The 26,369-nt window shown below is 44.7% G+C and carries 25 protein-coding genes, 1 tRNA gene, 2 pseudogenes and 1 riboswitch; of the genes and pseudogenes, 8 read left to right on the top strand and 20 right to left on the bottom strand.

All coding sequences use genetic code 11. The features are described from left to right. Positions 1-42: 42 nt before the first annotated feature. Positions 43-393 carry an ArsR/SmtB family transcription factor gene (locus tag WQ57_RS08065; protein ID WP_046523238.1) on the bottom strand — a complete coding sequence of 117 codons (351 nt, stop codon included), beginning with the start codon at positions 391-393 and terminating at the stop codon, positions 43-45. An 18-nt stretch (positions 394-411) separates the two neighbouring features. Next, positions 412-2,099 (bottom strand): annotated as a pseudogene (locus WQ57_RS08060) (SulP family inorganic anion transporter). Positions 2,100-2,340: 241 nt separating this feature from the next. On the opposite strand from WQ57_RS08060, the gene WQ57_RS08055 reads away from it, so the two are divergent. The 3 genes from WQ57_RS08055 to WQ57_RS08050 all read left to right on the top strand — a co-directional run bounded on the left by WQ57_RS08055 (position 2,341) and on the right by WQ57_RS08050 (position 4,736). Next, complete coding sequence (locus WQ57_RS08055; RefSeq protein WP_046523237.1) at positions 2,341-3,225, top strand: YitT family protein; 885 nt, start codon at positions 2,341-2,343, stop codon at positions 3,223-3,225. A gap of 207 nt (positions 3,226-3,432) precedes the next feature. Continuing rightward, positions 3,433-3,543 (top strand): protein YhfH, encoded by a 111-nt coding sequence (yhfH, locus tag WQ57_RS26585; RefSeq protein ID WP_156183088.1) that lies wholly within the window; start codon positions 3,433-3,435, stop codon positions 3,541-3,543. Between the two features lie 212 nt (positions 3,544-3,755). After that, positions 3,756-4,736 carry a bile acid:sodium symporter family protein gene (locus tag WQ57_RS08050; RefSeq protein WP_046523236.1) on the top strand — a complete coding sequence of 327 codons (981 nt, stop codon included), beginning with the start codon at positions 3,756-3,758 and terminating at the stop codon, positions 4,734-4,736. A gap of 131 nt (positions 4,737-4,867) precedes the next feature. On the opposite strand, the gene thiE is transcribed toward WQ57_RS08050, so the two are convergent. The 3 genes from thiE to thiM are packed head-to-tail and all read right to left on the bottom strand — an operon-like array spanning position 4,868 to position 7,206. Then, positions 4,868-5,533 (bottom strand): thiamine phosphate synthase, encoded by a 666-nt coding sequence (gene thiE, locus WQ57_RS08045; protein ID WP_046523235.1) that lies wholly within the window; start codon positions 5,531-5,533, stop codon positions 4,868-4,870. A 52-nt stretch (positions 5,534-5,585) separates the two neighbouring features. Continuing rightward, positions 5,586-6,398 carry a bifunctional hydroxymethylpyrimidine kinase/phosphomethylpyrimidine kinase gene (gene thiD, locus WQ57_RS08040; protein WP_046523234.1) on the bottom strand — a complete coding sequence of 271 codons (813 nt, stop codon included), beginning with the start codon at positions 6,396-6,398 and terminating at the stop codon, positions 5,586-5,588. Beyond that, complete coding sequence (thiM, locus tag WQ57_RS08035) at positions 6,385-7,206, bottom strand: hydroxyethylthiazole kinase (RefSeq protein ID WP_046523233.1); 822 nt, start codon at positions 7,204-7,206, stop codon at positions 6,385-6,387. Before thiM ends, thiD begins: the two co-directional genes overlap by 14 nt. Before the next feature lie 71 nt (positions 7,207-7,277). Beyond that, positions 7,278-7,382, bottom strand: a riboswitch (TPP riboswitch). 137 nt (positions 7,383-7,519) lie between these two features. On the opposite strand from thiM, the gene WQ57_RS08030 reads away from it, so the two are divergent. Next, the gene (locus WQ57_RS08030) at positions 7,520-9,205 is read left to right on the top strand and encodes a glycosyl hydrolase family 28-related protein (protein WP_046523232.1); all 1,686 of its coding nucleotides are present in this window, start codon (positions 7,520-7,522) and stop codon (positions 9,203-9,205) included. 39 nt (positions 9,206-9,244) lie between these two features. Here the strand turns inward: WQ57_RS08030 and WQ57_RS08025 are convergent, their stop codons facing one another. From WQ57_RS08025 to WQ57_RS08015, 3 genes are all read right to left on the bottom strand, one after another. Beyond that, entirely contained in the window at positions 9,245-10,054 is an 810-nt protein-coding gene (locus WQ57_RS08025; RefSeq protein WP_046523231.1) for an AAC(3) family N-acetyltransferase, read from the bottom strand. Positions 10,055-10,131: 77 nt separating this feature from the next. After that, a complete protein-coding gene (locus WQ57_RS08020; protein WP_046523230.1) occupies positions 10,132-10,362 on the bottom strand; it encodes a hypothetical protein in 231 nt (76 codons plus the stop codon). A 21-nt stretch (positions 10,363-10,383) separates the two neighbouring features. Beyond that, positions 10,384-11,427 carry an FUSC family protein gene (locus tag WQ57_RS08015; RefSeq protein ID WP_046523229.1) on the bottom strand — a complete coding sequence of 348 codons (1,044 nt, stop codon included), beginning with the start codon at positions 11,425-11,427 and terminating at the stop codon, positions 10,384-10,386. 247 nt (positions 11,428-11,674) lie between these two features. Here WQ57_RS08015 and WQ57_RS08010 point away from each other — a divergent pair, with 247 nt between their 5' ends. Next, on the top strand, positions 11,675-11,911 hold the full coding sequence (locus tag WQ57_RS08010; RefSeq protein WP_046523228.1) for a helix-turn-helix domain-containing protein: 237 nt from the start codon (positions 11,675-11,677) through the stop codon (positions 11,909-11,911). 172 nt (positions 11,912-12,083) lie between these two features. Here the strand turns inward: WQ57_RS08010 and sigH are convergent, their stop codons facing one another. Continuing rightward, entirely contained in the window at positions 12,084-12,734 is a 651-nt protein-coding gene (gene sigH / locus WQ57_RS08005) for an RNA polymerase sporulation sigma factor SigH (RefSeq protein WP_277620281.1), read from the bottom strand. Positions 12,735-13,213: 479 nt separating this feature from the next. On the opposite strand from sigH, the gene WQ57_RS08000 reads away from it, so the two are divergent. Continuing rightward, complete coding sequence (locus WQ57_RS08000; RefSeq protein WP_046523227.1) at positions 13,214-14,032, top strand: GDSL-type esterase/lipase family protein; 819 nt, start codon at positions 13,214-13,216, stop codon at positions 14,030-14,032. Positions 14,033-14,123: 91 nt separating this feature from the next. On the opposite strand, the gene WQ57_RS07995 is transcribed toward WQ57_RS08000, so the two are convergent. Both WQ57_RS07995 and WQ57_RS07990 read right to left on the bottom strand, forming a co-directional pair. Continuing rightward, a tRNA-Arg gene (locus WQ57_RS07995) sits at positions 14,124-14,197 on the bottom strand. A 179-nt stretch (positions 14,198-14,376) separates the two neighbouring features. Continuing rightward, positions 14,377-15,153 carry a carbon-nitrogen family hydrolase gene (locus WQ57_RS07990; protein WP_046523226.1) on the bottom strand — a complete coding sequence of 259 codons (777 nt, stop codon included), beginning with the start codon at positions 15,151-15,153 and terminating at the stop codon, positions 14,377-14,379. Between the two features lie 84 nt (positions 15,154-15,237). Here WQ57_RS07990 and WQ57_RS07985 point away from each other — a divergent pair, with 84 nt between their 5' ends. Further along, on the top strand, positions 15,238-16,401 hold the full coding sequence (locus WQ57_RS07985; protein WP_046523225.1) for a pyridoxal phosphate-dependent aminotransferase: 1,164 nt from the start codon (positions 15,238-15,240) through the stop codon (positions 16,399-16,401). A gap of 55 nt (positions 16,402-16,456) precedes the next feature. On the opposite strand, the gene WQ57_RS07980 is transcribed toward WQ57_RS07985, so the two are convergent. The 5 genes and pseudogenes from WQ57_RS07980 to WQ57_RS07960 all read right to left on the bottom strand — a co-directional run bounded on the left by WQ57_RS07980 (position 16,457) and on the right by WQ57_RS07960 (position 21,899). Continuing rightward, complete coding sequence (locus tag WQ57_RS07980) at positions 16,457-17,521, bottom strand: GerAB/ArcD/ProY family transporter (protein ID WP_046523224.1); 1,065 nt, start codon at positions 17,519-17,521, stop codon at positions 16,457-16,459. After that, on the bottom strand, positions 17,521-17,745 hold the full coding sequence (locus WQ57_RS07975; protein WP_046523223.1) for a hypothetical protein: 225 nt from the start codon (positions 17,743-17,745) through the stop codon (positions 17,521-17,523). The genes WQ57_RS07980 and WQ57_RS07975 overlap by 1 nt, the downstream gene beginning before the upstream one ends. A gap of 1 nt (position 17,746) precedes the next feature. Beyond that, on the bottom strand, positions 17,747-18,913 hold the full coding sequence (locus WQ57_RS07970) for a Ger(x)C family spore germination protein (protein WP_046523222.1): 1,167 nt from the start codon (positions 18,911-18,913) through the stop codon (positions 17,747-17,749). After that, positions 18,910-20,472 carry a spore germination protein gene (locus tag WQ57_RS07965; RefSeq protein ID WP_046523221.1) on the bottom strand — a complete coding sequence of 521 codons (1,563 nt, stop codon included), beginning with the start codon at positions 20,470-20,472 and terminating at the stop codon, positions 18,910-18,912. Before WQ57_RS07965 ends, WQ57_RS07970 begins: the two co-directional genes overlap by 4 nt. A gap of 176 nt (positions 20,473-20,648) precedes the next feature. Beyond that, positions 20,649-21,899: pseudogene (locus WQ57_RS07960) on the bottom strand (cytochrome P450). 482 nt (positions 21,900-22,381) lie between these two features. Here WQ57_RS07960 and WQ57_RS07955 point away from each other — a divergent pair. Beyond that, positions 22,382-23,122: a YwaF family protein gene (locus tag WQ57_RS07955; RefSeq protein WP_046523220.1), complete on the top strand. Its 741-nt coding sequence runs from the start codon at positions 22,382-22,384 to the stop codon at positions 23,120-23,122. 54 nt (positions 23,123-23,176) lie between these two features. Here the strand turns inward: WQ57_RS07955 and WQ57_RS07950 are convergent, their stop codons facing one another. The 4 genes from WQ57_RS07950 to WQ57_RS07935 form a co-directional block, all read right to left on the bottom strand. After that, positions 23,177-23,545 (bottom strand): hypothetical protein, encoded by a 369-nt coding sequence (locus tag WQ57_RS07950; RefSeq protein ID WP_046523219.1) that lies wholly within the window; start codon positions 23,543-23,545, stop codon positions 23,177-23,179. Between the two features lie 83 nt (positions 23,546-23,628). Then, positions 23,629-24,114: a hypothetical protein gene (locus WQ57_RS07945; RefSeq protein WP_156183087.1), complete on the bottom strand. Its 486-nt coding sequence runs from the start codon at positions 24,112-24,114 to the stop codon at positions 23,629-23,631. Between the two features lie 176 nt (positions 24,115-24,290). Beyond that, the gene (locus WQ57_RS07940) at positions 24,291-25,148 is read right to left on the bottom strand and encodes an MBL fold metallo-hydrolase (RefSeq protein WP_046523217.1); all 858 of its coding nucleotides are present in this window, start codon (positions 25,146-25,148) and stop codon (positions 24,291-24,293) included. A gap of 217 nt (positions 25,149-25,365) precedes the next feature. After that, entirely contained in the window at positions 25,366-26,244 is an 879-nt protein-coding gene (locus WQ57_RS07935; RefSeq protein WP_052948683.1) for a metallophosphoesterase, read from the bottom strand. Positions 26,245-26,369: the final 125 nt, after the last annotated feature.

Below are 26,369 nucleotides of genomic sequence, written 5' to 3'. Positions count from 1 at the left end.
TGGCATTAAAGAGCGATACCCAAAAGAGTACCGCTGTTAAACTCATTTTTCACTTTCTGTTTCAATTTCGCTTTCAGTGAATTTATCAAGCATGGATATAGTATCCACAAGATGGTTGTTAAAAATTTGCCGGGCAACAGCAAGCAATTCAACGATCATCGGATCGCGCAGGGAATAAATTACCTGATTTCCATCTTTTGTGCCTGTAACAATGTTTTTGCTGCGCAAAATGGTAAGCTGCTGGGATACGGCAGATCCTTCACTGCCGACAAGCCCTTTAATTTCATTCACATTTTTATCGCCTTCAGATAAAAGCTCCAGGATCCGTATCCTGAGGGGATGAGCCAGAGCTTTAAAGAAATCCGCTTTAAATTTCTGCATTTCCAAATGCATAAAATCTCTCCTTCCGAGTCAGCTTGATAAAACAGGACTTTTTTCCTGAAAACTATGTTTTGACCCTGACAAGCCATGACATTCACGGAAAGCATAATGTTTGCAGCCAAGGCATTTTTCCGGGTTTATCACTGTCAGGGCATAGCTGATCGCCTCACCTGTATGTTCAAAGAAATGATCCTCGCCAATGGTTGAATATAAGCCGGTTTTCATTAGCAGCTCTTTTGGCTGAGACTGTACGCCGGTGACAAGAATGATGCCATACTGCGAAAAATGGCGGACGATGCTTGCAAAGTTGTTTTCCCCGGTGGTATCCATAAAAGGAACTTTTCCCATTCTCAGTATCAGCACCTTCGGACGATAGTGGATAGTGCTCATGATGGAATGTTCAAATGTCTGGGCTGCGCCGAAAAAGAGCGGCCCTTCCACATTGTAAATGCTGATTTGCGGACAATCATGCACATTTGACACCGTTTGGCTCTCCACTTTTTTGTTTCTTGCATGGGGGTTCGGCAGTACTTTTGTTGTCACCATTATATCACTCATTCTCTTCGTGAAGATAATGACAGCCATCACAAGCCCTACCTCAACTGCAACAGTAAGATTAACCAATACTGTAAGTAAAAATGTTACCAGCAGGATAAGCGAATCAGATGTCCTCGTTTTTATCAGATGGGCGAACACATGGCGCTCGCTCATATTCCAGGCCACCACCATTAAGATCGGAGCCATGCTGGAGAGTGGGATGCTGCCTGCGTATGGTGCAAAAAGAGCCAGTACAAGCAAAACGACAATTCCGTGGATGATGCCGGACATGGGAGAAACTGCCCCATTTTTGATGTTCGTTGCGGTCCGTGCAATCGCCCCTGTTGCTGGTATGCCGCCAAACATCGGTGCAACGATATTGGCGATCCCCTGCCCAACCAGCTCTTTGTTGCTATTGTGCCGGCTATTGGTCATACCATCAGCTACGACTGCAGACAACAGGGATTCAACAGCACATAGAAGGGCAATGACAAAGGCAGGTTGAAGCATTTGAAGCACCTTACCAAAGTGAGGTCCGGAAAAGAAAATGGCGGGAGGTTACCGGGAATATCCCCGTATGTTGATCCTATTGTCGCCACCTGGCCTGGATAAAGAATGGAGGCAGCCAGTGTTGACACAATCAATCCGATTAAAGGACCTGGTATTTTCTTAAAGAACCTTGGTGTCAACAAAACGGTGGAAAGGCAAATCGCCCCAGTCAGGACACTAAACGGATTTATGCTTCCAATGTGCATGAAGACCTCTTTTATGTTGTCAAGAAATAATTCGTGTCTTTCCACATTTTCCAATCCAAAAAAGTTTGCGATTTGACCGGTGAAAATAATGACAGCAATTCCAGAAGTAAAGCCCACTGTAACCGGACGCGGAATGAACCGGATCAGGGACCCAAGCCTGAATAATCCCATCAGCACAAGCATGTTCCCCGCCAGGAAGCCAGCAATCAGCAGATTTTCAAACCCATAAGTGAGGACAACTCCAAATAATATAGGTATGAAAGCACCCGTTGGGCCCCCTATTTGAAACTTTGAACCACCAAACACCGATATCAGGATACCCGCAATAATAGTGGTATAGATACCATGTTCCGGCTTGACACCCGAGGCGATTGCAAAGGCCATTCCAAGCGGTATGGCGATTACCCCAACAACAAGTCCGGACATTAAATCCCGGTGAAAGCCATGAAAAGAATAGTTTTCAAATCTGCCAAACAACCTTTTTTTCCAAGTCACTTAACCCAGCCTCCACTTTAAATTTGTATATCTGATTATTTGAATATACTACTATATGAATTTACACCCATGCTAAGTCGTTGTCAAAGTATTTTTAAACTCTGCATTTTGTTGCTTATTTCAGTTATTAAAAAAGGTAAATTGGACCATATTAACAGAGTGGAGGAATTTTATGTCAAAATCAGAAGAACAACAGGTCTATCAGCAAAAATGGAATGCTTTAAAAGTTGCTGGACGCATTGTCCTGATTACCTTTGGGGCTGTGCTCATGGCTGTTGGACTGGAAATTTTCCTGGTCAAAAATAAGGTTGTGGACGGCGGGATCACCGCAATCTCCATTATGCTGTCCCATATTGTTGGGTGGAAGCTTGGAATTTTCCTGTTTCTCCTCAACCTTCCATTTGTATATCTTGGGTACAAACAGATTGGCAAAACTTTTGCATTATCCACCATTTATGGGATTTCGGCCTTATCTCTTTTTGCGATTATGCTTCATCCTGTTCCAGCCTTCACGGACGATGTGCTGCTTGCGACCGTATTTGGCGGCATGCTTATCGGTCTCGGTGTCGGAACTGTTATCCGGAGCGGCGGTGCACTCGATGGTACGGAAATCCTCGCCATTTTAATCAATAAAAAGTTACCCGTCTCAGTGGGAAATATCATCATGTTTTTTAATTTGTTCATCCTTACAGCTTCCGGGTTTGTGTTCGGCTGGGAACGTGCCATGTATTCCCTGCTGGCTTATTATATCGCCTCCAAAGCCATTGACGCCGTGGTAGAAGGTTTCGAACAATCGAAATCTGTCTGGATTATCAGTGAATTTTCACAGGAGATAGCTGACAGCATCAATGCACGGCTCGGACGGGGTGTAACCTTTTTCCATGGAGAAGGAGCGTATAGCGGCGCTGATAAAAGAGTAATTTTTTGTGTGATCAACCGAATAGAGGAATCAAAGCTGAAGAGGATTGTCCAATATTGGGATCCAAACGCCTTTCTGGCCATTGCGGATATCGCAGAGGTCCGCGGCGGTAAATTCAAAAAGAAGGATATCCACTGATGAATGATGGAGTCCCCGGCATTTTGGCGGGGTCTTCCTTATTTTCATCTTATAATTCATGTTTCAAAGAAAGACAGAATCTTTAGCATTGATTTTTAGTGATGAAAATATTTTGAAATTTTTAAAGTTTTTATATAACAGTTGTTGATTTTTATTTTCTGTTATAGTACACTAAATTTAACAACAAATCGATAGGAGGAATAAAAAATGATGAAACCAAAAATGAAGGAATGCCGTGAATGTGGATGCAGAATTGAAGAAAAGCAGGAATCCTTCCTTTACGAGTGCGAACGGTGCATTGGCCGACATGAAGAATAAGCAGTTTCCTTTCTGAAAAAATATCATTCTATTCATCAAGCAAAAAGCCCTTCTCTTACGGAAGGGCTTTTTGTTGTATAACAATTGTTTTGTCTCATAAAAACAAGCCTTCTCTTAAAAAGCTGACACTATTTTATTTTTTTAATTAGAATATATTGAATATTAATATTTTAGTAGTATAATCAAATTTATATTTTTTAAGGGGGATACATATGAATGCATTGGAAAGAATAAGCAGTTTTGCGGGTAATACTTTCGCTTATTGGGTTATCCTGTTTGCTGCACTGGCTTTATTAATTCCGGGAGGGTTTACTTGGATTGGGCCGCACATCCCGCTATTGCTTGGAATCATTATGTTTGGAATGGGGATGACACTGTCTGCCAAGGATTTCAAAGAAGTATTCAGCCATCCGAAATCTGTTTTAATCGGAGTCGCCGCCCAATATCTTTTTATGCCGCTATTGGCATTCGCTTTAGCTACTGCCCTACGCCTGCCTCCTGAAGTTGCAGTTGGTGTCATACTGGTTGGAGCCTGCCCGGGTGGAACCTCTTCAAATGTTATGACCTTCCTTGCCAAAGGCAATACGGCGCTCTCTGTGTCAATCACCTCGGTCTCCACACTTCTTGCACCGATATTGACACCGGCCATCACCCTGCTGCTTGCGAGCCAATGGCTGCCTGTTTCGGCCGGGGACATGTTCATGTCTGTTGTCAAAATGGTCCTCGTACCGATTGTTCTAGGACTTGTCGTTAAGACAGCTTTCAAGCGCCAAGTAGAAAAAAGCATCAAGGCATTGCCTTTGATTTCGGTGATTGGGATTGTAGCTATTGTCGCTGCGGTTGTCAGCGGCAACAAGGAAAAAATCCTTGAAAGCGGCCTATTGATTCTGGCTGTGGTCATTCTCCACAATGCATTAGGTTATCTTCTTGGCTTCCTTGCGGCCAAAATGCTTAAGATGGACTTTGCTGACCAGAAGGCAGTCTCTATTGAAGTTGGCATGCAAAACTCTGGGCTTGCTGCCGCTCTAGCCACAGCCCATTTTTCACCACTTGCTGCAGTCCCTGGAGCCATTTTCAGCGTTTGGCATAATGTTTCAGGCTCTCTCCTTGCCAACTATTGGGGGAAAAGAGAAACGAATTCTCACAGTCCGAAGAAGAAATCTGGGCCTGCGTCACTGAGTCAAAAGCTCTAGAGCATGCCCTGGCCATTTCCAAGTATGCAAGTTAGCAGCTATCTAAAAGTTAGGTAAAAGAAAAAAACTCGTCAATTGACGAGTTTTTTTCTTTTTAGGGGTTTTATTTGAAATAAACCGAAACCTAAAGTTTACTTCATGCTCCCATGGAAGACCGCTTCTTTTAAAAGTCTGGCCTCTTTCTGGATTTGATGGGCATGCGTAAGGGCTGTGATGACCGAAACACCATCTGCACCTGCTTCCATTACGGTAGCAGCATTACCGGGAACGATTCCGCCAATCCCAACAATTGGATTCACATATTTTGCATCCCTTAATTCCCGAATAAAAGCCCCTCCCCTTGCAGGTTTGGCATCGCTTTTGGTTGTTGTTGCAAAAATAGGCCCAACGCCAAAATAATCTGCTCCACTGCGGATCGCGTCCTCAGCTTCTTTTAGATCATGAACTGAGACGCCGAGAATTTTATTTCCGATCTTTTTCCGGACAAGCTCTGCATTTTCGTCTTCCTGTCCAATATGCACTCCGTCTGCATCCACTTCAAGTGCGAGTTCAATATCATCGTTCACAATAAACGGTATCGCATGCTCATGACAGATTGACCTTAGTCTCCTTGCCAGCTGCCATTTTTCGTTTCCTTGCAGGGCACCTTCCCCCTTCTCCCGGTACTGAAACATGGTTATGCCCCCCGAAATCGCATCCGTTAAAACTTCAGCGGGGTCTTTACGGCAATTCGCACTTCCCATTATAAAGTAAACCTTCAGCATATCCTTCAGTTTATTGCTGTCCATCCGTCCCATATTCATTCTCTCCTTTATCCTTAGCCAAGCAGGAAGATCCTTTTATATCCTATTATCTATTTAGTTTCATCTTCCGGTTGTAAGCCCAGTGGTTCGTTGGACCATGACCGCTGCCAATGTTCAGGTCATCCTCAATTGCCGCCTGTATGAGTGTTTTTGCCGTCGCCGCAGCGTCATGGATGCTTGCCCCCTTGGCAAGTTCGGCAGTTATGGCAGCTGAGAAAGTGCATCCTGTCCCATGGGTGTTCTTTGTGGCAATTCTCCTGCTTTGAAAAGTATAGAACCCATCTCCATCAAAAAGAAGGTCTGTGGCTTGATAGCGATCGTCCTCATGGCCGCCTTTGACCAGGACATTTTTCACACCCATTCCATGGAGCTTCCTGGCCGCTTCCCTCTTGTCCTCTTCTGATTTAATGCTAAGCCCTGTAAGTACTTCCGCCTCTGGAATATTTGGCGTCAAGACCATGGCCAGAGGCAAAAGTTCTTGTTTGAGTGCCGCCACGGCCTGCTGCTGAAGAAGGGAGGCCCCTCCCTTGGCAATCATGACTGGGTCCACGACAAGCTTTTCCCATTTAAATTCACGGATCGTGCGGGCGACAGCCGAAATAATCTCAGCGCTGAAAAGCATTCCTGTTTTTAAGGAATCAACCCCAATATCACTGCCTACCGAATGGATTTGTTTTATGACCTGATCCGGGTTTAATGGAAATACATCTTGTACCCCCATGGTATTCTGTGCAGTCACGGCAGTTAAGGCACTAGTTCCGAAGACACCGAGCTCCTGGAAGGTTTTTAAATCCGCCTGAATTCCGGCACCGCCCCCGCTGTCTGATCCTGCTATTGTTAAAGACTTATATACTTTCATGTTTCCCGCCCCCATTCATAATTACTGCCTTTTCATTTATTTCTTTTGAAGATACAAATGACAATGAGTTAAGCAGCTGAACCTGAAAGGTGCCAGGACCTTCTCCCCCGGCAAGACCTGCTGCTCTTTCAGCTGCCACTCCATAGAAAGCCAACGCGGCGGCGGCAGCATTGACATGGTTATTTTCAACCGCCAAAAAGGCACCAATCACGGAAGATAGCAGGCAGCCGGCGCCAGTAACCTTGGTTAGCAGAGGATGGCCATTTTTTATGATATAAACAGCCTTGCCGTCCGTAACAACATCTTCCTTTCCTGTTATGACTACCACAGAGTTAAATTGTTTAGCGGCCGTTATCGCCAGCTCTGCCAGATCTCCTTTTCCTTGACCTCCGTCAACCCCTTTAATGTCCCAGTTCCTGCCGGCAACGTTTGCTATCTCAGCTGCATTTCCCCGGACCACGGCAATATTCAGCTCCTCTATCAGCTTTCTGGCCGTTCTTGTACGGTAGGCTGTAGCTCCTGCACCAACCGGATCGAGCACGACAGGGACATTTTGTTCATTCGCTCCTTTTCCGGCAATCAGCATCGACTCCACAACAGTTTCATCCAAGGTCCCGATATTGAGCACGAGTGCACCCGCGATGCCCGCCATTTCTCCCGCTTCCTCACGGGCATAAGCCATTACTGGTGATGCCCCCATCGCCAGCAGCCCATTTGCTGTAAAATTCGTGACAACCACATTTGTAATATTATGTACCAATGGATTTGCACTTCTCACTTGTTCCAGAATAGCTCCTGCTTCCAACATTCTTCTTCCTCCTCCTAAAACGCCAAAAAAGCCAGACCCTGATTGGACCTGGCTTAAATAGCAAAAATAACTCCCATTTTTGACTACTTTCCTACGCTGGCATCACCCAGATCAGGTCCGAAGGGTTGGAATCTTATTCCTCTCAGCCTGTTTCATAGGCACCCCTAGTAGTGTTCATATTATTTTTAAGATTATCATAGCCATAAAATAGATGTCTGTAAAGGATTTCATTTGACGCACTAGCCCCAGGGATGGAATATTTGCTTAAAGACAGGGAAAGTACTGTATAGTCTAGCGCAAAGGAAGTGACTGTATGCTTTATTTGGATCAAAGGCATGACCCGGGGAGAAATGCCCAATTAATCGAAAAATACTCTTATGAAAAAGTTAATATAGACGAGGCCTTGATGGAAACAGACCGAATTTTCATGGAGATGCTCAACAAACCAGCACCTCTGCCTATACATACCCCCTCGCCTTCTCTGACCGACATGATAAAAAAGACTGGGGCAAGAGTGGCCAGTGTCTTACTGAGCAGGGCATCCTATAAGGTACCTCACGGCAAAACGGTTATAAACCACGCTGGCAAAGCCTGCCCTGATTGGAAGAGCAGGCTTGACGATGAATACAGGAATCTTGAGCAGGAAATAGAACGGGAAGTGAATGTGGCTGATTTTGGGGCTGTTGGTGATGGGCTTACTGATAACACCGAAGCATTTAAAAAGGCCATTGGCAAGGGACGGGTAAAAGTATACGTGCCTGAGGGACATTATGTTACGAAAGGAATCAGACTTCCTTCCTGGACCATTTTTTCGGGTTCGGGTAAAGGGAAAACAGTTATAAAGCTGAGTGATAAAGCTGCAAAAGGAATGCGGTTGGTGACCAACTCCCACCATTGGCGCGGAAATCACCATATTGCCGTAAGAGAAATGAGTCTTGACTGGAATGTTGAGAGGCTTGGCAAAACCAGGAAAACGAGTGCATGGGGCAATCATTCCAGTTGTCTCGCCTATGCCAATGTAACATATGGATGGATAACAAACGTGGAAGGAATCAACCCTGGATTGCACTGTTTTGACATTACCTCAACCTTTTATGATTACAGCGGGGATGGCAACAGGGCGCGCCGCGGAAGTGAATATGTCTGGATTGACCAATGCACTGGCTTTGGCTTTGGAGACGATGGGATTACCACCCACCATAGTGACAATATTTTCATTTCGAATTGCCATATGTGTGATCCGAGCGGCAGGGCACACCAAAAAGGCTTTTCCAATTCAAATGGAATTGAAGTGGACGACGGGTCAAGAAATGTTTGGCTTGTCAACAACTCGACGTCCCGATGTTTTGGAGGAGTGGAGATCAAGGCTCACCATAATTCCTCCGCCGGGAATAATGTTCAGATTATCGGCCACCTATCCGTCCATGACAACCGCAGCTACAACTTTCGCCATATTGGGCACCATAAAAACACCGAACCTGATTCAAAGACGGCCTATAATATCCGTGCAACCAACCTTGTCTCGATTGCTCCAAGATATACGGATTTGTATGAAGGGTCAACACCAAGAGGCATGGTAGTTTCTGCTTACCGGAATGTGGTGGTCAACCAGTTTACCCTGATAGGCGATCCTTACTATGATTACAAAGGACAACCGGTCATCGCCATCCAATATAAGGCAAGAAATGTTTGCATGAACCAAGTTGCCATTCGGGATTTCCACCAGGCTGGAACCGATATAAAGATTTATGGGGGCAAACAGCACCCCGACTATGTTCAGCTTAGCAACATCACCATAGAAGATTCAGCTCCAAAAGCGATTGACATAGGCAAAGGTGCAAAGCATGTATCCTTGCTGAACCTGAAGGCCTGTTCCAGGAAAGGAAAACATGGCGTTAAAGCCGCCGATCCTCCAGAAAGGCTTGAATCACTAACAATAAATGGTTATGAAACACCACTTATAATTGGCAGTAGGCCAAAGAAAATAAATAAGCTTTAAAACAAGCCCCGCCAGCTTTGGCTGCAGCGGGGCTTCCCCTTATTTCTTTTGGGCATTTTGTATTTTCAGCCAGTCCACCGCAAATTCCACAAGCGGGCGCATCAATGTTATTTTTGTGTCAGCCTGTCCAAGTTTTCCTTTCTGTATTTCCCCCGTAAAGCTCTTTACGATCTCGGGGAAAATGTCAGAATCCATATCCATGCATTCATAGGTTTCCCAGCGGCGCACTCCGTCTGCCAATATTGCCGCCCCCTGGGGAGATGTGGTTTTCGTTTCCTGCACAGACTCAGCATAATGAAGGGCTGTGCACACGTCAAAGTCTACGCCGATCAGCATGATTTTTACATTGGTTTTCATCATTTTGCCCAAGGGAGACCCCTTGCCGAATGAATCTTCAAGAGGATGAACCTTCATCCACTCTGCGGCATACCTTCCCCATGCCATAAATGAGTGTGCAGGATGCATGCTCCTGATCGTCGCAGGATGCCGATGGAAACACTCCGCAATCTTTCCCATCCCTCGCAGTGGCGTTAGATGAGGATCGAATGCCGGCCATTCTTTTCGAATAGGGGCATGCCATTCCTCCGGAACAGGCGGCATCATCCAATAGGATGGTTCAGAGTTATCGGCAGATTGGGCAGGCATCACCACTGTGCCTTCCTGAGTAACACTTTCAATCAATGCCTCGACAATCGCCTGCGGTCCGCCGGCTACCCAGCCCATTGCCTTCATGGATGCATGGACCATGATATGGTCACCTGCTTTTATACCCAGTCTGCCAAGCTGTTCCATCAGCGTAGCTTTAGATTGAAATTGATGCGTATTTAAAATGTGCTGCAGTTCCCTCATTCCATTCCCTCCCTGATTCCCACTATAGCACAATCCCAGTTTGCGGACGGAAAAACAGAGCCTCATTGAAGCTCTGTTCATCTCTGCATTATTGAGTGGAAAAACAATAGGAAAATGACTATGCCCACGGCCATGGACAGGCTCCCTGATCTTTTTTTATCCTCTTTCCAATCTGTCCAGCCCAATAGGAACATTAGGATTGCAAGCATCAGCTGGTTCCATAAAACATAGGAGTCATCGCCTGTAATCAACGAATAAACGGAAATCCCAATGACAAACAACCCCAGCAATAATTTGAATGCCAGCATTTGTCCACTCCCTCTTCAGCTTCAATCCTTAGGTGACAGCACCTTTTTCCTTCTTAAGAACCGTTCGGTCAACTCATTCAGACGTTCCAGTTGAAAAGCATATTCCACGATGGCCGAACCCACCAAAACTTGGTGCATCTTCTGATTGCTGTCACTTTTATGAGATTGAAGCACCTTCTTGAAAAACTCTTTATTTCTTTCCCGGTAGATGCTCTCATCCGGCAGCTCCTTAACCATCCGATCAAATTTTAAGAGAAGATATTCATGCTCCGCCATTAGCCTCTCAATCTCTCTGTCAAAAATGGCGCGTTCCTGTTGAATTGGGCCGCTTTGAAAATAATGCTCTTCGATAACCTCAAGCAGACTATCTCCATACTTCAGGCATTTCAATTTCTGCTTAAAGACTACTATTTCCCTGACATCAAGGTGCCTGACCCTGGATATATGCTCTCGTTCTTCATCAAGCAAACCATACAGTTCTTCCATTTTCGAAAGTTTGCTTTTCACCTCATTCCATTGCTGCTGAAACGATTTCTCTGTCAACTCATCGGAGATGGCTGTCCGCAATAGCAAGGATAGAAGCCGGAGCGTTTCTTTTTCCTCGTTCAGGAAATTCCTACTGTAATTTGGGGGTGAGACCAGCAGGTTGACGAAAAAGGCCGAGCCCATCCCAACAAGGACAACAATAAATTTGTGGGCTGCCGCGAGCAGACCATCGAACTCCGGCTGACTCATCATCACAAGGGCAGTCACCAGTGTCAAAGGAATCGTTCCGGCAATCTTCAGTTTCAAGCAGACCAGTATGACGGCGACCATCACCATGCCGATGACAATCGGAGTATTGCCGAAAAGATAAATTGCTGCGAGGGCAATCACCGCTCCGACAGAATTGGCTTGGACCTGCTCCAGGACTTGCCTCCATGACCTGTAAAGGGAGGGCTGAATCGTAAAAGTAGCAGCGATGGCAGCGAATAATGGCGGCTCAAGACCTAGCCACTGGGCAATATATATGGCTAGAGTCACAGCCATGCCTGTTTTTAACACTCGGGGACCTAGCGTAACCATTTTTAAATAACCTCTTTCCTTCATCTTATGTTGCCTGGTCTCATGTGGGAACGGAAACTTCATACGTATTTAAATCCATCAAACCTGCATTTAGCAAAAACTTATGGAAAGCTAAAATATTTAAGGACTTTTCATACATTACCCATTTGCAGAAATCCAAACGCAATTAGGTTGTCACTAAAAACACTTTGACAACCTTATAAGTATAAGTTACTTTTATAATAGCTTTTTCTAAAGGAGTGAGCGTATGAACAAAGAAATTATCAAGTTTTTGAGAAAAAGCTATAATCTCAACCAGCGTGATTTTGCCAGAATTGTAAATTGCAGCTTTGCCTTGATAGCCCTTGTCGAAGTAGGTAAACGGAGAGTGACAGAAGATCTTGAAAGAAAAGTGAAAGAAGCCTTTGACCTTGATGAAAGCCAGGTGCAGTCCATCTCGGCCATTATTAAAGGAATAAGCGACGGAGTTCCTCCATTCATGTAACGATTCAATCCCGAAGGCGCTTCTGCCACGCAATACATAACATTGACTCAGCCTACAACCTTCCACTTGTATTCCATTCTTGTCGATTACACTACTCCATCCACATCAATTTAAACGCGGCCATAAAAGAAAGACAGCAGAAAAGCCTTTCTGCTGTCTTTCTATTCGCCTGTTAAAGGAGGACTTCCTTACGCTCCAAATACCTTTCCATCTTGCGTTTAATGCGCTGCAGGGCATTGTCAATCGATTTAACATGCGTGTTCACATTCCTGGAAATCTCGACATAGGAATGACCGGCAATATGAAGTTCCAGTACTTTCTTCTCGAGGTCGCTCAGCCTTTCTGCCATCCGCTGTTCCAGATCATTCGCTTTTTCCTGGTCAATAATCAGTTGCACGGGGTCCATTTCCGCGGGACCTGTGATGACATCCATCAGGGTGTGATTGGATTCATCCTCGTAAATGGGTTTGTTCAGGGAAATGTAGGAATTGAGAGGAGTGTGCTTTTGGCGGGTTGCCGACTTGACAGCGGTAATGATTTGTCTTGTGATGCAAAGTTCTGCAAACGCTTTAAAAGAAGACAGCTTGTCCACTTTAAAATCTCGAATGGCCTTATATAGACCAATCATTCCCTCTTGAACAATATCCTCTTTTTCTCCTCCGATCAAAAAATAACGGCTTGCCTTGGCTCGGACAAAGCTGCGGTATTTCTTCATTAAGTATTCCGATGCTTCCCCATCCCCGTTTTGGAATAGCTGGACTAAAATCTCATCATTCATTTCCGCATAATTTGGCATCAGTTTTTCTTTGGTGGCTGCTCTCACACTGTTACCTCCGTCAATATTATAGTTTGATGTTCCAGTCTCTTCCATTACAGGATTGAACATCCAATGTATAAATTAATAGTAAACTACCTTTAACAATAAGGAAATCCAAAAATATCGACGTTTTTTTACATGAATCGTGCCATATCTGCTTGACCATCTTGATTATTATGTATGAGCGAATTATAGTGGTGTGGATTTTATTCTTCTTGTCGAATTGTCTTGTACGATTTTTTGAATATTCTCAAAATTAGCAATTCCAAAGATGCAAGCTTGCCTTTAATCTAATTTTTCCATAAAGTCTAACAATTTTCCACCACTATTTTGCATTTTAATCAATTAATCCTGACCTATTCAATTAAATGAATCGTTTCTTTTGCTTTTTTTAGTATATTTTTCTTTCCTATAGCAGGAAAATAATACCTAGGTATTTACTGTTTTTGCCTTGTTATAATAGTGGTATGGAGGGGAAGTCTGGAGTGAGAGCTTTAAAATATACATTGGCAACATTCGTTCTTATTGGATCAGGTGCCGCTGGATGGTTTTATTATCCTCAATATCAAATAAACAAGATGAAGGAAGAACTGGTTGAAGCGGGCACTGACTATGACCGGCAAACCTATCTGGATTACTACCGGCAATCCAGCGACAGTGAAATTAACCACCTTGCACTCGGAGACTCGGTGATTCATGGATTTGGTGCAAATGAAACAGAAAACCTGGTATACAAGTTTTCCAGCCAATTAGGCGTGGAACTCAACAAAACCGTTCATTATAGCAATAAAGGAAAAAATGGGTTAACCAGCTCGGAGTTGAATCATCAAGTAAAAAATGGTGTATTTGATGAGGAAATTCGAAATTCGGATATCATCACCATCAATATTGGCGGGAATGATGTTCTAAAAATCGCAAAAAAGCAGGACTTTTACACAGCGATCAAATCTTTCGATGCTTTGCAATCAACCTTTACCAGCAATTTAACTGAAATATCCGCCAGAATCAAACAACTGAATCCTCATGCTACTATCGTCTTCCTTGAACTGTATAATCCGCTGCCAGTCGACCATCAGATTTATAATCTGGCCGACCAGCTGCTGCCAAAGTGGAATCTCAAAATATACGAAGTGGCCCAGCAGGTTCCTGCCTCATTGGTCATTGAAACCACCAGGGTGATCAACAGCCAGAATCCTCAAAATCTTTCAGCTGATGGAGTTCACCCTAATGTTAGCGGCTATGCAGCCATTACAGAACAGATGCTGAACCAATTCAAGAAGGAATATCGAAGACAAGCTGTATAAAGATAAGAAAAAGGACTGGTCCTCAAAGGATCAGTCCTTTTTCCTATACATAAAAAACCATGCCTTGTTATGAAGACATGGTTTCTGCTAGCGTCCCAGGAGAGATTCGAACTCCCGACCTACAGTTTAGGAAACTGTTGCTCTATCCTGCTGAGCTACTGGGACAGTATTTTTAACGACTCATTTATTATATGATAAACCTCCCTCAATTACAAGCGGAAAAATAAAAAAAGAAGCAAACTTTTTTAGAGTCCGCTCCTTTATCTTTAAAAATATTTTTTCAAAAAAAGCTCAATGCTGCAAAAACAAATTCAAAATCATTAAAACTCTCTTGCCCACGCCATTTAATACAAGTCTGTACGGCGGTCCTGGAAAACAGGAATCATTTTCCGCACAGCTTCCACCTGCTTCAGATCCAGTTCGGCATAAAAAATTCCTTCTCCAGTTTGCTTGCTCAGGAGGACTTCCCCCCAAGGGGCAACCACCATGGTGTGCCCGTTGAACTTGTTGTTCGGGTCATCGCCGGTACGGTTGACACCTACAACAAAGCACTGGTTCTCAATAGCCCTAGCCTGGAGCAGCAGCTGCCAGTGATCGATTCGCGCTGCCGGCCATTCGGCGGGAATAAACATGATATGGGCGCCATGCAGCGTATGGGCACGAATCCATTCGGGAAAGCGCAAATCATAACATATGATACCTCCGCATGTAACCCCGTCCAGTTCAAATATATTCATTTTTTGGCCAGCGTTCAAAAAATGATGTTCGGCCATCAGCTTAAAAAGATGTGCTTTATCATACTCGGTGACAATTTCTCCTGTACGGCTGGCCACATACATCGTGTTATAAAAGCCATCCCTTTTCTTAGTCGCCACCGAGCCCCCAACGATATTCACTTCATATGCTCCCGCAAGCCGGGAAAAAAGCTCTTTCGTCCGACTGCCATCCTTATCGGCCAATACATCGAGCTTATCGAGTGCATAGCCCGCATTCCACATTTCGGGTAGAACCACGACATCAGCCTTGGCATTTGCGGCTTCTTCAATGTATGTTTCGATGGCCTCAAAATTTCTTTCCGGATTCCCGAATGCTATATCCATTTGTACACATGCAATTTTCATTTTCATCTCCACCTCTAGACAATTCTACTTAAAGATTATAGAATTTGTACTATTATCGCAATACTTTTCATAAAGGTGGATGACATGGAGCACTCAGAACGATTAAAAAAACTGCCAGTTCAATTCTTTGCCAGCCTGGTAAATAAGGTGAGCAAAGCCTTAAGTGAGGGCCGGGATGTTATCAATCTTGGGCAGGGAAATCCCGATCAGCCGACCCCTCCCCATATTGTAAAAGCCCTGCAGACAGCTGCCGAAGACCCGCAGACTCACAAATATTCCCCATTCCGCGGGATAGGGGAGCTGAAAGAGGCAGCAGCAGAGTTCTATAAAAAGCAATACGGTGTCGAAGTGGACCCCGATAAGGAAGTGGCCATTCTATTTGGCACCAAGGCCGGCCTGGTCGAACTGCCGATGTGCCTCATGAATGATGGTGAATTAATGCTGCTGCCTGACCCAGGCTACCCCGATTATTTATCCGGGACGGTATTGGCCAATGTTGAATACGAAACATTCCCGTTAAAAGCGGAAAATAAATTCCTGCCGGATTTCAATGCCATTCCTGCCGCCCAGCTTGAGCAGGCCAAGTTGCTATATTTGAATTACCCCAATAATCCAACAGGAGCGACCGCAGACCTGGCGTTGTTTGAAGAAGCAGTCGCACTGGCCAAGCAGAATGATATCGTGATTCTTCATGATTTCGCCTATGGTGCCATTGGCTTTGGAGGCAAAAAGCCCGTTTCTTTCCTTGAGGCTGAGGGCGCCAAGGATGTAGGAGTCGAGATGTACACCTTATCCAAGACCTATAATATGGCCGGCTGGCGTGTAGGCTTTGCCGTCGGAAATCCAGTTATCATTGAAGCTCTTAACCTCATCCAGGACCATTTGTACTGCAGTCTGTTCCCCGCTGTCCAAAGGGCGGCGGCCGCAGCGCTCACCGGTGACCAAACTTGTGTTGACGAACTCGTGGCCCGCTATGAGGTGCGCCGGAACACCCTCGTAAAAGCATGCCAAAGCATTGGCTGGAACGTCGAGGCTCCGGACGGGTCTTTCTTTGCCTGGCTTCCGGTTCCTGACGGATTTACAAGCGAACAATTTGCCGATTACCTGCTTGAAAAAGCCGATGTAGCGGTTGCGGCAGGCAACGGTTTTGGTGAATACGGAGAGGGCTATGTACGGGTTGGTTTGCTGGTTGACGAAGAAAGGATCGTCGAGGCCGTCGAAAGAATCTCCAAACTGAACCTGTTTTAATTGGCATTTTTGCAAATAGCTTCAAACATAGGCGGCCAGCCTTCCAGCCGTCCGCCTATGTAAATTTCCTGCGGAGAAGGAACAGGCTCCCAATAAGCAGTTCGAACCCGAGCCCCCACGCAGCCCAGGTATAAAAGGAAAACTGCAAATGCTCCATATTGTTGCGGAACAGCAGGATGGACAGCATGCCAAGCGCAATTCCCAAGGGAACGATTATAACATTCGCATCCTGGTTGCGCCCGCTGGTCAGACAGCGGTTGATTAAGTAAAGGTCCAGTGAAATTTTTGTAATAAACGCAGGTATCCACACCGTAACAATGACCAGATCCAGCCTGTCCAAAAAGTCGGTCAGGTTAATCTGCTGAATCATTTGATGGGAGGGATACGAAGATGCCTTTACAATATCCACACCAAGAACAGCAACCATCAGCGCCAGCACGATGACCAGCAGAAACATTCCTGTCCCCACGCCTTGGACGGCTGCTCTTCTTGTCTTGCTGACATCTTCCATGTTCCCGACCAAGATGAGGATGAAAATGGCTTCCCCCACCCATGAGAAAAGAATCAAGGACGATTTGGCCACATCCGGTATATATGTCTGGCTGAAAATCGGCTGGAAATTTCCCATGTTAATCTCATTCAGCAACATAAACGGGAGAACGAGAATGATGATGGCCAAGACCCCAAAATGGATGGCCGTTACCCTTGCAATCACTTCCAGCCCTGCACTAGCCAAATAGACGATCATCAGTATCGCCAAAATGGTCAGGACATCAATGGGCGTCGTCGGCAACAGTACGGTTGCAATAAAATCCACCATTCCTCGGACATCTCTTAAAAAAGTGGAGGCAAACAAAATTGCAAAAGCGACAAGAAACATTTTCTCCACGATGCTTCGCTTGCCCGCCAGAAACTTCCTCGAAAATTTTGGCAGCTGCCGTTTGCCGCCAAGCAGCACAGTGATAAAGGCACCCATAAGGAGAAAGCCTACAAACGGGACATGCCAGGAATTCTGTCCCGACACCTCTGCCAATGACTGTGGAAGGCTGATAAGCGTTCCAGTAAAGATGAAGTTCGCCACAAGGACTGTTAATTGATACGATCCAATTTTCTCACTCACTATGTCACCACCAGCCTAACCATCCCGCCTATGGTCTTGTTCATTGCATGAACAATAAAGCCTAAGTTCCCCTGGAAAGTTACCATCAGGGATAGTGAAAAGGCAACCAGGGCAAAGCCATAAATCAAAATTCGTTTTTTTCGTGTATACGGCTTTGCTCTCATAATATGAATGATATAAAAAACCAATACAACTGCGACAACAACACTGCCTGATCCCATCATTTCAATCCCCCTTGAATGTCATTCCCGTATTGGTCATCCGCTGAATGTCTCCCTCTACTTCTACTGTAAACTCAAGCTCTTTCAACCGTTCCCTCCAATCCTTTTTCCATCGTTTTTCCCAGCTTGGATTATGGGTTCTATATAAGTAATTGCCAAAGCCGACAATATCGCTGCCTTCATCATGGGCATGATTTAATAGTGAGGTAATTTGTTTCTCTACTACTTTTTCAAATTCTTTAATCACTTTTACATACGTTTGAGGATCTTCCAGGCTTACATTAGGTTCGTTTTCCATCAGGATTCCAGTCGTGTTCACCTTGAGGGTAAAGGCCGGCCTCCCTGCCTTCATTTTGAACTGCTTGTTTATTTTGCTCTGAATAATCTTCAGGCTGATTTCACCCTTATTCTTAAACGGGAAAGTCACATTCTTTCCTCTCATTTTGTTCTTGATCCATAAAACTCCCCCTGCCTCTTCCCTGTTTGTGGTAAAAATGACCTTGTCATCCTTCATAACCGCAAATTTGTTCATTGAGATTTCCGATTCGGTCTCGGTTTTAACTTCCGTGTTGCCTTTTTCAATGACCGGAATGACAGCTTCAAGCCCAGGGCTTTCCCATTGCTGAATGACATCATTGACATTTACTTCAATGCTGTTTTTCGCCATTTCCCTAATTGCTTCTCCCGGAAGTTTTTCAAACCGGGAAGGGGTGTTAAGGATATCAATCGCCCTCCCCTTTGACATTAATACATAAGTGGAGATCCTTGACTGCGGCTGGATCAGGATAAGATTAAGGGATTCTTTTATTCCTTCCTTGGCTATCTCTTCCCCAAACACCACCACACGGCGGTGAGCGAAATAAAGATTGCGCGACATTCTTTCCTGGAGGTTCATATTGCTTTCCCTTATATTTCTTCCATCTGCTCCATCAACAAAATAAGGGTTCCCACCTGACGTGCCTCCCCCTCCTCCGCTTGAACCTGCGCCTCCCATGGCGCTGATTAAAGGGACTTGTACAGATACCAAATAGGAATCCTTTTTATTGCCTTTATCGTAGCCAGTAGCAATGACAAAAGCCATATCGTTAATTTCCCTGCGGTCCCAGCAGGATGTAAGCAATAATGTTGTAAGGATAAGCATCAGAAAGAAAAACGTCTTCTTGTTATTCATGCGCTTCCTCCTTCTACATCCTTCCCCTCTTTTTTCGGCTTTGATGGTTTGGAATGCATCCTTTGCCTCTGGAGATCTCCTTTAATGGTTTGCGAGGGACGTTTTTCAAGAGCCCACCAAGGTGCGCGGATAAAGACATCTTTTAGTTCACGAAGGTTGAGTGGTGCCAGAGGCGCAAAGTATGGAACTCCAAATGACCTTAACTTGACAAGGTGGGTCAGGATGAAGGTGGTTCCTAGCACAATGCCAAAAAGTCCGAACATCCCGGCAAGAATCATGATTGGGAACCGCAGCAGCCGAATGGAAATGGACATGTTAAATCGCGGAATCGTGAAGGAAGCAATTCCCGTCATGGAAACGATGATGACCATGGGAGCTGAAACGATCCCTGCCTCAACAGCTGCCTGGCCAATAACCAGAGCCCCAAGTATACTGACCGCCTGGCCGACAAGCTTTGGAAGCCTGATTCCAGCTTCCCTCAGTGCCTCAAAAGAAATTTCCATAATCAGTGCTTCAATAAATGCCGGAAAAGGAATGGCCTCCCTGCTGGCCGCTACACTAAACAACAAATTGGTAGGAATCATCTCCTGATGATAAGTCGTCACGGCTACATAGAGTGCAGGCAGCAACAAGGCAATAAAAATAAAAATGAGCCGTAAAATCCTGAGAAACACAGAAATATGAAACCTGTGGTAATAATCCTCGCTTGCCTGCATGAATTGCCAAAATGTCGCGGGCAAAACCAATGCGAACGGTGTGCCATCCACTATGATGCCTACACGTCCTTCAAGCAGGTTCCCAGCCAATGTATCCGGCCGCTCTGTATTTTGAATTTGCGGAAACACACTCCATGTATCATCTTCAATCAATTCCTCGATATACCCGCTCTCAAGGATTCCATCAATTTTAATGTTTTCGAGCCGATTCATAACCTCATCGAGGAGTTCGGGTGCAGCAAGACCCTCAATGTATACAATGGCAATGTTGGTTTGCGTTTCTTCACCAAGAGTTTTTGACAGGACCTTTAACCGGTTCGATCTGATTTTATGGCGGAGAAGCGAGGTATTGACTCTTAAGCTTTCAGTAAAACCTTCACGCGATCCACGGATCGCCGTCTCCGTCTCAGGTTCCGATACACTTCTGCGTGCTCCGCCTTTGGCGTCGATGATAAGAGCTGCATCCAGGCCATCGATCAGTACCCCAGTATTGCCGCCCAGGATTTGTTTGACCAGTTCATCAAGCTTGTCTGTATCATTTACCGTACCTGCCGAAATGAGCCTGTCTTTAACCCGCTCAACGGTAAAATGCTCTCCCTCGGATTCTTCAAGCTGTTCCAGTACATGAAACTGTAGAGTATTCGAATCTACCAAACCATCCACAAATACCATATACGCACGCTGGGCCCCTGCCTTGAACATACGGAAAACGATGTCGCTGCAATCCTTGAACAACTCTTTTAAAATGTCGATATTGGCATTCAGTTCCGCCGAAATTAAACGTTCCGTATTATCAGTATGAAGTTCTGCTTTTTTTGCTGACTTCGGTTTGTTAAGCTTCATCTTTATCAAGGCTCCATTTGTTTGGTACTTCCCGGAAAACGGGAACCTGTTCAAGTCGTTCAGACAGGATTAACCATACTTTGCCCCATTAATTACAAATTTAGTAAATCTTTCTCTTCTTTCAGTGAGATTCCAACGCAAAAAAATAACCTGCATCATTGCAGGTTATCTCAACTTTATTTCTTTCTGACATTGCTGACGATGAAGCCGCTCTCCGGAAGAGTAGGCATCCTCGAAAGACTGAAATTCAGATTCTGGGCTAATACATCATATTCAATCTTGTTTACTAGGAAGTCGGTGCTTGCTTTCATCACTTCTACGGTAATTCCTTCCCCAGGACAGCGATGGCCTTTGTCCGGGGCTCCTCCTCCCTGTGGAATGAAATCGAAAAGGTTCCCTTTCCATTCGGCAAAGCGTTCTGGCCTGAACTTTTCCGGCTGATCCCATAACCGGGCATCATGATTGGTTCCATACATATCAAGAAGTACGAGCATGCCTTCTGTAAAATGGGCATCCTTCCAGACAAATTCCTTTTTAACCCTTGCACCAAGAAATGGCCCAAAGGGATAAAATCTCCTGACTTCCTGTGCAAACATCTCAAGGAACATGCTGTTGCCTTCTTTCAGCTTTTCTCTATATTCAGGATGCTCATGAAGTGCAAGGGCGGAAAAGGTGATAAAGGTGGCAATGGCCACGATGGGCCTTAATACATTTATCAATTCAACAGCTGCCATTTGTGTATCCAATTCTCTCCCGTACAGCTGCCTATGAAAGGCCATTTCGTATAATGCAGAGCCTTTTTCAGCTTCCAGCTCTCCCCGGCGTACCTCCTCAATGACCGTTCTGATCCAATCCTCAGTCTTCCTACGGGCTCTGCGGCCTTTCCAATGACGAGGGCCGACTCCTCCAAAGGCATCCACCATCGCATAAAAGTCGTCCGCCCTTTCCTTCACTTCTTCTTCTTTCAATGGTACACCTGCCCATTCACAGGCAATGATACAGAGTATTTCCTTCGCTTCCTCAAAAAGAATGATTTCCTCTTTGTTTTCCCATTTGCTTAGGGAGATTTCCCACTGCCTTTTTGCAAGATCGGCAAGCCGTTTCTGGTGGGGAGGTGTCATGAGAGACAAGAATAATAGCTTGCGATGGACATGCGGGTCCCCGTCCATTGTCTGAATGGCATTTTCACCAAAGAGTGATTTTTGGATTCTCACCGGAGCAGCACCCTTTCGCTGAAAACGGTCGGTATCATAAAAAAGCCGTGCTGCTTCTTCGCCCCTCATGCAAATCACTTTCTCTCCAAGCAATCTGGCTTCAAATAAATCACTTCCGAATTTCTACACCCTGCTTTTTATAAACAGATAGCCATCCTTCAATAGAGCAAGGCTATTATCAAGACTTTTGTCTTCTGGCACTTTTTCATTCATAGGCAATTCACCTTCCCCTTTCCGTACCAATTGGCCTTATCCTTTTTCACTTAATGGAAATCAGATAAACCTAAGTTCTCTTTATTATGAAAAGAAAAGAGAATTTTAAACAAAAAAAGATGCAAAAAACCGGACTGTCCACCAGCCCGGTTTTTGGTTTACCGCTTTTCTGTCATTTCCTGTTCCATTTTTAATAACCGTAACAAGGAATGCCGACACGTTCAAGGGCTGGAAAGCGGTATTATGCGAGGCGTTACAAACTGTACACCCCGATATTTTCATATCGAAAGCGTTTACTTCAAATTGAAAAAGTAATTATTTTCTGACAACTTATTGTACCCTTTTTAACAAAAAACGAGCAGAGTACTTCCTGCTCGTTTTTAATATGGCCATAATTAGAACTTTATGGTTATAAAAAAGGTATAATGGTTGAAGGGACCCAAGATATTAATAAATCCTGCGGCGGAAATGGAGGACAAGCAATGAACTGGTTAAGCGGCAGCAATGAAAAATATATATTCGAAATGTACTCCGCAAGCCATTTGGCCGTCCTTGCCATATTTATTTTGATTTCGGCTGTCCTTTACTTTTCACATGCAAAGCTGAGAAAACGCCAGCTGCGAATCCTGGAATTGTTGGCAGCAGGCTCATTATTTCTAGTTGAACTTGGCTTTCATTTGTGGCTGGCCGCAACAGGAAACTGGAATGCCAGCGATTCACTTCCTCTTGAACTATGCAGCATCAGCCTATTCCTCACCATTATCCTACTGATAACCAAAAACAAGCTGGTTTATGAACTTCTATTATTCACTGCCCTGCTCGGAGCATCCCAGGCTCTGTTGACGCCATTATTAAACTTTGACTTTCCACATTTCCGTTTTTTTCATTTCTTCTTTACCCACATGATGATGATTTGGGCAGTTTTTTATTTCACCTGGGTATTAGGCTTTCGGCCAACCATCCGGTCTGTTTACAGAGTGTTCATTTTCTTGAACATCCTGCTCCCTTTCGTCTTGCTCATAAACAAATTGGTGGACGGGAATTACATGTTCCTTAGCCACAAGCCGGGGATCGCCAGCCTCCTTGATTTTCTGGGACCTTATCCATGGTACATTTTATCACTTGAAGGATTGGTCATTATCTTTAGCCTTTTGATTTGGCTTGTTTTCAAGGGGAAAACCCAAGTTGCCGGGAGGAAAGGTACAGGAGAACGTGCGGAATAATGGAGCATAACTTGCATCAGCTGTCTAAAGGAACAAAATCCTTGCCAGACACATCTATTCAGCCTCTTTTCCTGATAAAGTCCCGAACAATTCGATATCGTGCTCCAATGTATAAATTCGCCCGCTAAATAGATACAAATCCTCCTGGTTTTGACTAACATACTCTGCTACATGTCTGAGTCCATGACTAAATCGGTCGAGCAGCATTTTTGTCTCGCGCTGCTCGCAGACATACTGGTTTAGCCGCAGAAGTTCATTTGCCACACCTAAAAAGTTGAATTCTTCCATTAGCATCTTAAGTCTAAAATGCTTTTCCCGGTTTGGTATAAGCTGCGGCTTTGCTATGTAGCCATAATCAACAAATTCAGCAAATTCTTTCATATGACTGGCAGTCAATATTGCTTTCAGTCTCTCCAATTCCATTCGCCGGGCCTCCCTTTTTGATAAAATATGTGCATGATCCTTTATTATTCATCAAAAGAAAAAAGCTGTTCGCCATGAACAGCCTATCCATCTTTCAATTCCTCGTCATATGTATATTCCCTGTAAGAATAGCAGAATAACTTGCGCTCCACACGCCCTCTTTCACTGGTTAAATTGTACCAGGACTGGGCGATGTAAAACGGGTTCGTCAGGAGCCTTTCCACAATATGCGAAATCAGGCCTTCCGTCTTGTCCTTCTCTATTTTTTCCCTGCAGGAGAAAGCAAGCACAAAGTACAGCTGTTGATCTTCCAGCTCAAGTAGTTCCAAATGGTATAAATCATGATGCTTTCGGTTAAAATCCTCAAGAACCTTCTCTATGCTCTTTTGAGGATCAATGTTGAATTTTTCTGCCTGTTCCCAAGTCTTGATTACGGGTTGATAAATCGTAAGCGTAAGAATATAGTGCCCGGCAAATTCCCTTGGATCAAAGGCTTTTTTACCAACCTTTTTTTCTTCATCAGGGATGACAATATATTTTTTGTAGTCAGCAAAAAAGCTTTTACTCATATTCCTACCCCTTCTTCCTGGCAATCCTTTATCTGTATTATCTACAAACTTATTCAACAGAGGAGCCGCAAAACCCTGTCTTTTTTTCAAATTTCCTCATTTTCCCCTATGATTTTTCCATTTGGCTGGTTTGGCTTTCCACAATCAAAAGGCATCAGCCAGGCTGATGCCCTTTCTTATCGACTATCTTTTTTAACATATTTCCCATACCGAGGAATAGCAATCCTGTCGAACTCCTCCGAAAGCCTTTGAAGGTTCACAGCTAGCTTTTGACCGTACATTGGCAAGCCGTGTCCCGTGACTGCCACAGCAGGATTCAATGATTCCAGTTTTTTAACAGACTTCCATGCTGCCGGCCAATCAGGTGTCAAATACCTTGGAGGACCACTGATTTCCTGTTCCTGAGTTATCACCTTGTAGAGGGATTCCTGCTTCACTGTAACAAATGCATCACCCGCAATTAATGCCCGATCTTCCTCCCTGAAAAATGATACATGTCCTGGCGTATGGCCGGGAGTGTGAACCCAGCGGAAGCCCGGCATTCCTGGCACAGTTCCGTCATCAGGCAGTTCCTGAACATGGTTGCCGATGTCAATGGCCTCATTCGGAAACAACGGCGACATTTTTGCCACCATACCGCCCTCTACGGTAGGGTCTGGGTCAGGGTAATTCATTTGCCCGGTTAAAAAAGGAATCTCAAGTTCATGAGCATACACCGGAACGTTCCAATGATTGACCAATTCAATTAGCGCCCCCACATGATCAAAGTGGCCATGAGTTAAAATGATTGCTTTAGGCACCGCGTCAGAGCCAAACCGTTCCTCTGCCAAAGCCACAATATCCTCAAAGCTTCCAGGCATACCGGCATCAACGAGAACGAAATTTTTAGTGTCGGGCTTGCCTACCAGGAAGAGATTTACAATCTGTATCGTATGGCTGTATAGATCAGGAAGGACCTCTACCCCTGTCCCGCTGTTTACTGAAGTTGCAGGAATGAATTTATAGTCACTTCCGTATGACATGTCCTTTTCCATTTGATAACCTCACTTTCTTAATGTGCACTGTTATAAAGTGTAGTTTCCGTTCACTGCGACCTTTTTTTCTAAACTTCATCCGCCACGCGAATACATATTAAGGTCTCTAAGTTCTATTTCCCATTTTCTATCTATATAAGCTTGCTAATGCATGATTTACTCAGGAAAAATTATGCAAAAAAGTTCCGCCGAATACTCAGCGGAACAGTTTCCTTCATTATTGTTGGGTAAATTCCAAATTAATAAGGAACACCTCTGACCTGCTGCCAAGCCTTAATGGTGGTCCCCAAGTACCAAACCCTGAGGAAACAAGGGTGTGAAGGTCCCCTTTTTGAAGGTAGCCCCAATCGTTCTCATAAATCATCCCTGTTATTAAATGGGCAGGTGCCAGCTGGCCGCGGTGGGTGTGCCCTGCAAGCAAAAGGTCAATCCCATTTGCTGCAGCAATGTCAAAATCATAAGGTTGGTGATCCATCATCAGGATCGGCTTTGTGTGATCCAGATTCTGAACCAGTGAATCAACACCAGCCCTGTGGTTGTCCGTTTTGTCTTTTCTTCCCACCACATAAAACTGGTCATCAACAAGCACACTCTGGTCCATCAAAACAACGGCACCTGCTTCTTCCATTTCTTCGGCCATTAACTCCAGGTCATTGCCGTAATAGTCATGGTTTCCCGGTATAACATAAACACCGAGAGGCGCCTTTAGTTTTGCCATGATGCTGCCCATGTCCTGTTCCATGAACGGTTCGATATGATCATCTATAATATCGCCAGGCAAGAGAACGACATCCGGCTGCTCATTTTTCACAATATCAACGAGGCGCTGCAGGTGTTTTACCCCAACAATCTCCCCCAAATGAATATCCGAAGCCACGAGAACTTTAAGATTGTCCATATCGGATGCTTTGTCTATCTTTATATCGACTTCACGCACAATAGGGCTCCAGGCATTAAACGAGCCGTAGACCAGGACAAACATAAAAAAGGCAAATAGGCCCAGGCCAAGCCAATAAACGGCCGCTCTTTTTTTTATAAAATAAATAACAAGATTCGCGACCGGCAGCAGCAGCAGGCTATATCCCAGGATGGCCATCCAAAAGCCCCCAACCCATTTTAGCGGCTGAAAGCTGATAAATTGCCCAAGGAATATGGAGAATGACAGAAACGCCATTATCCCATTATAAAACCACTTGTTGAGGGGCCATGGCGTCAGCTTTA

This window comes from Mesobacillus campisalis, from assembly GCF_000986785.1.
Taxonomy (GTDB): domain Bacteria; phylum Bacillota; class Bacilli; order Bacillales; family Cytobacillaceae; genus Mesobacillus_B; species Mesobacillus_B campisalis.
The sequence above is the reverse complement of the archived record's forward strand: the minus strand, read 5'-3'. Positions and strand labels throughout refer to the sequence as shown.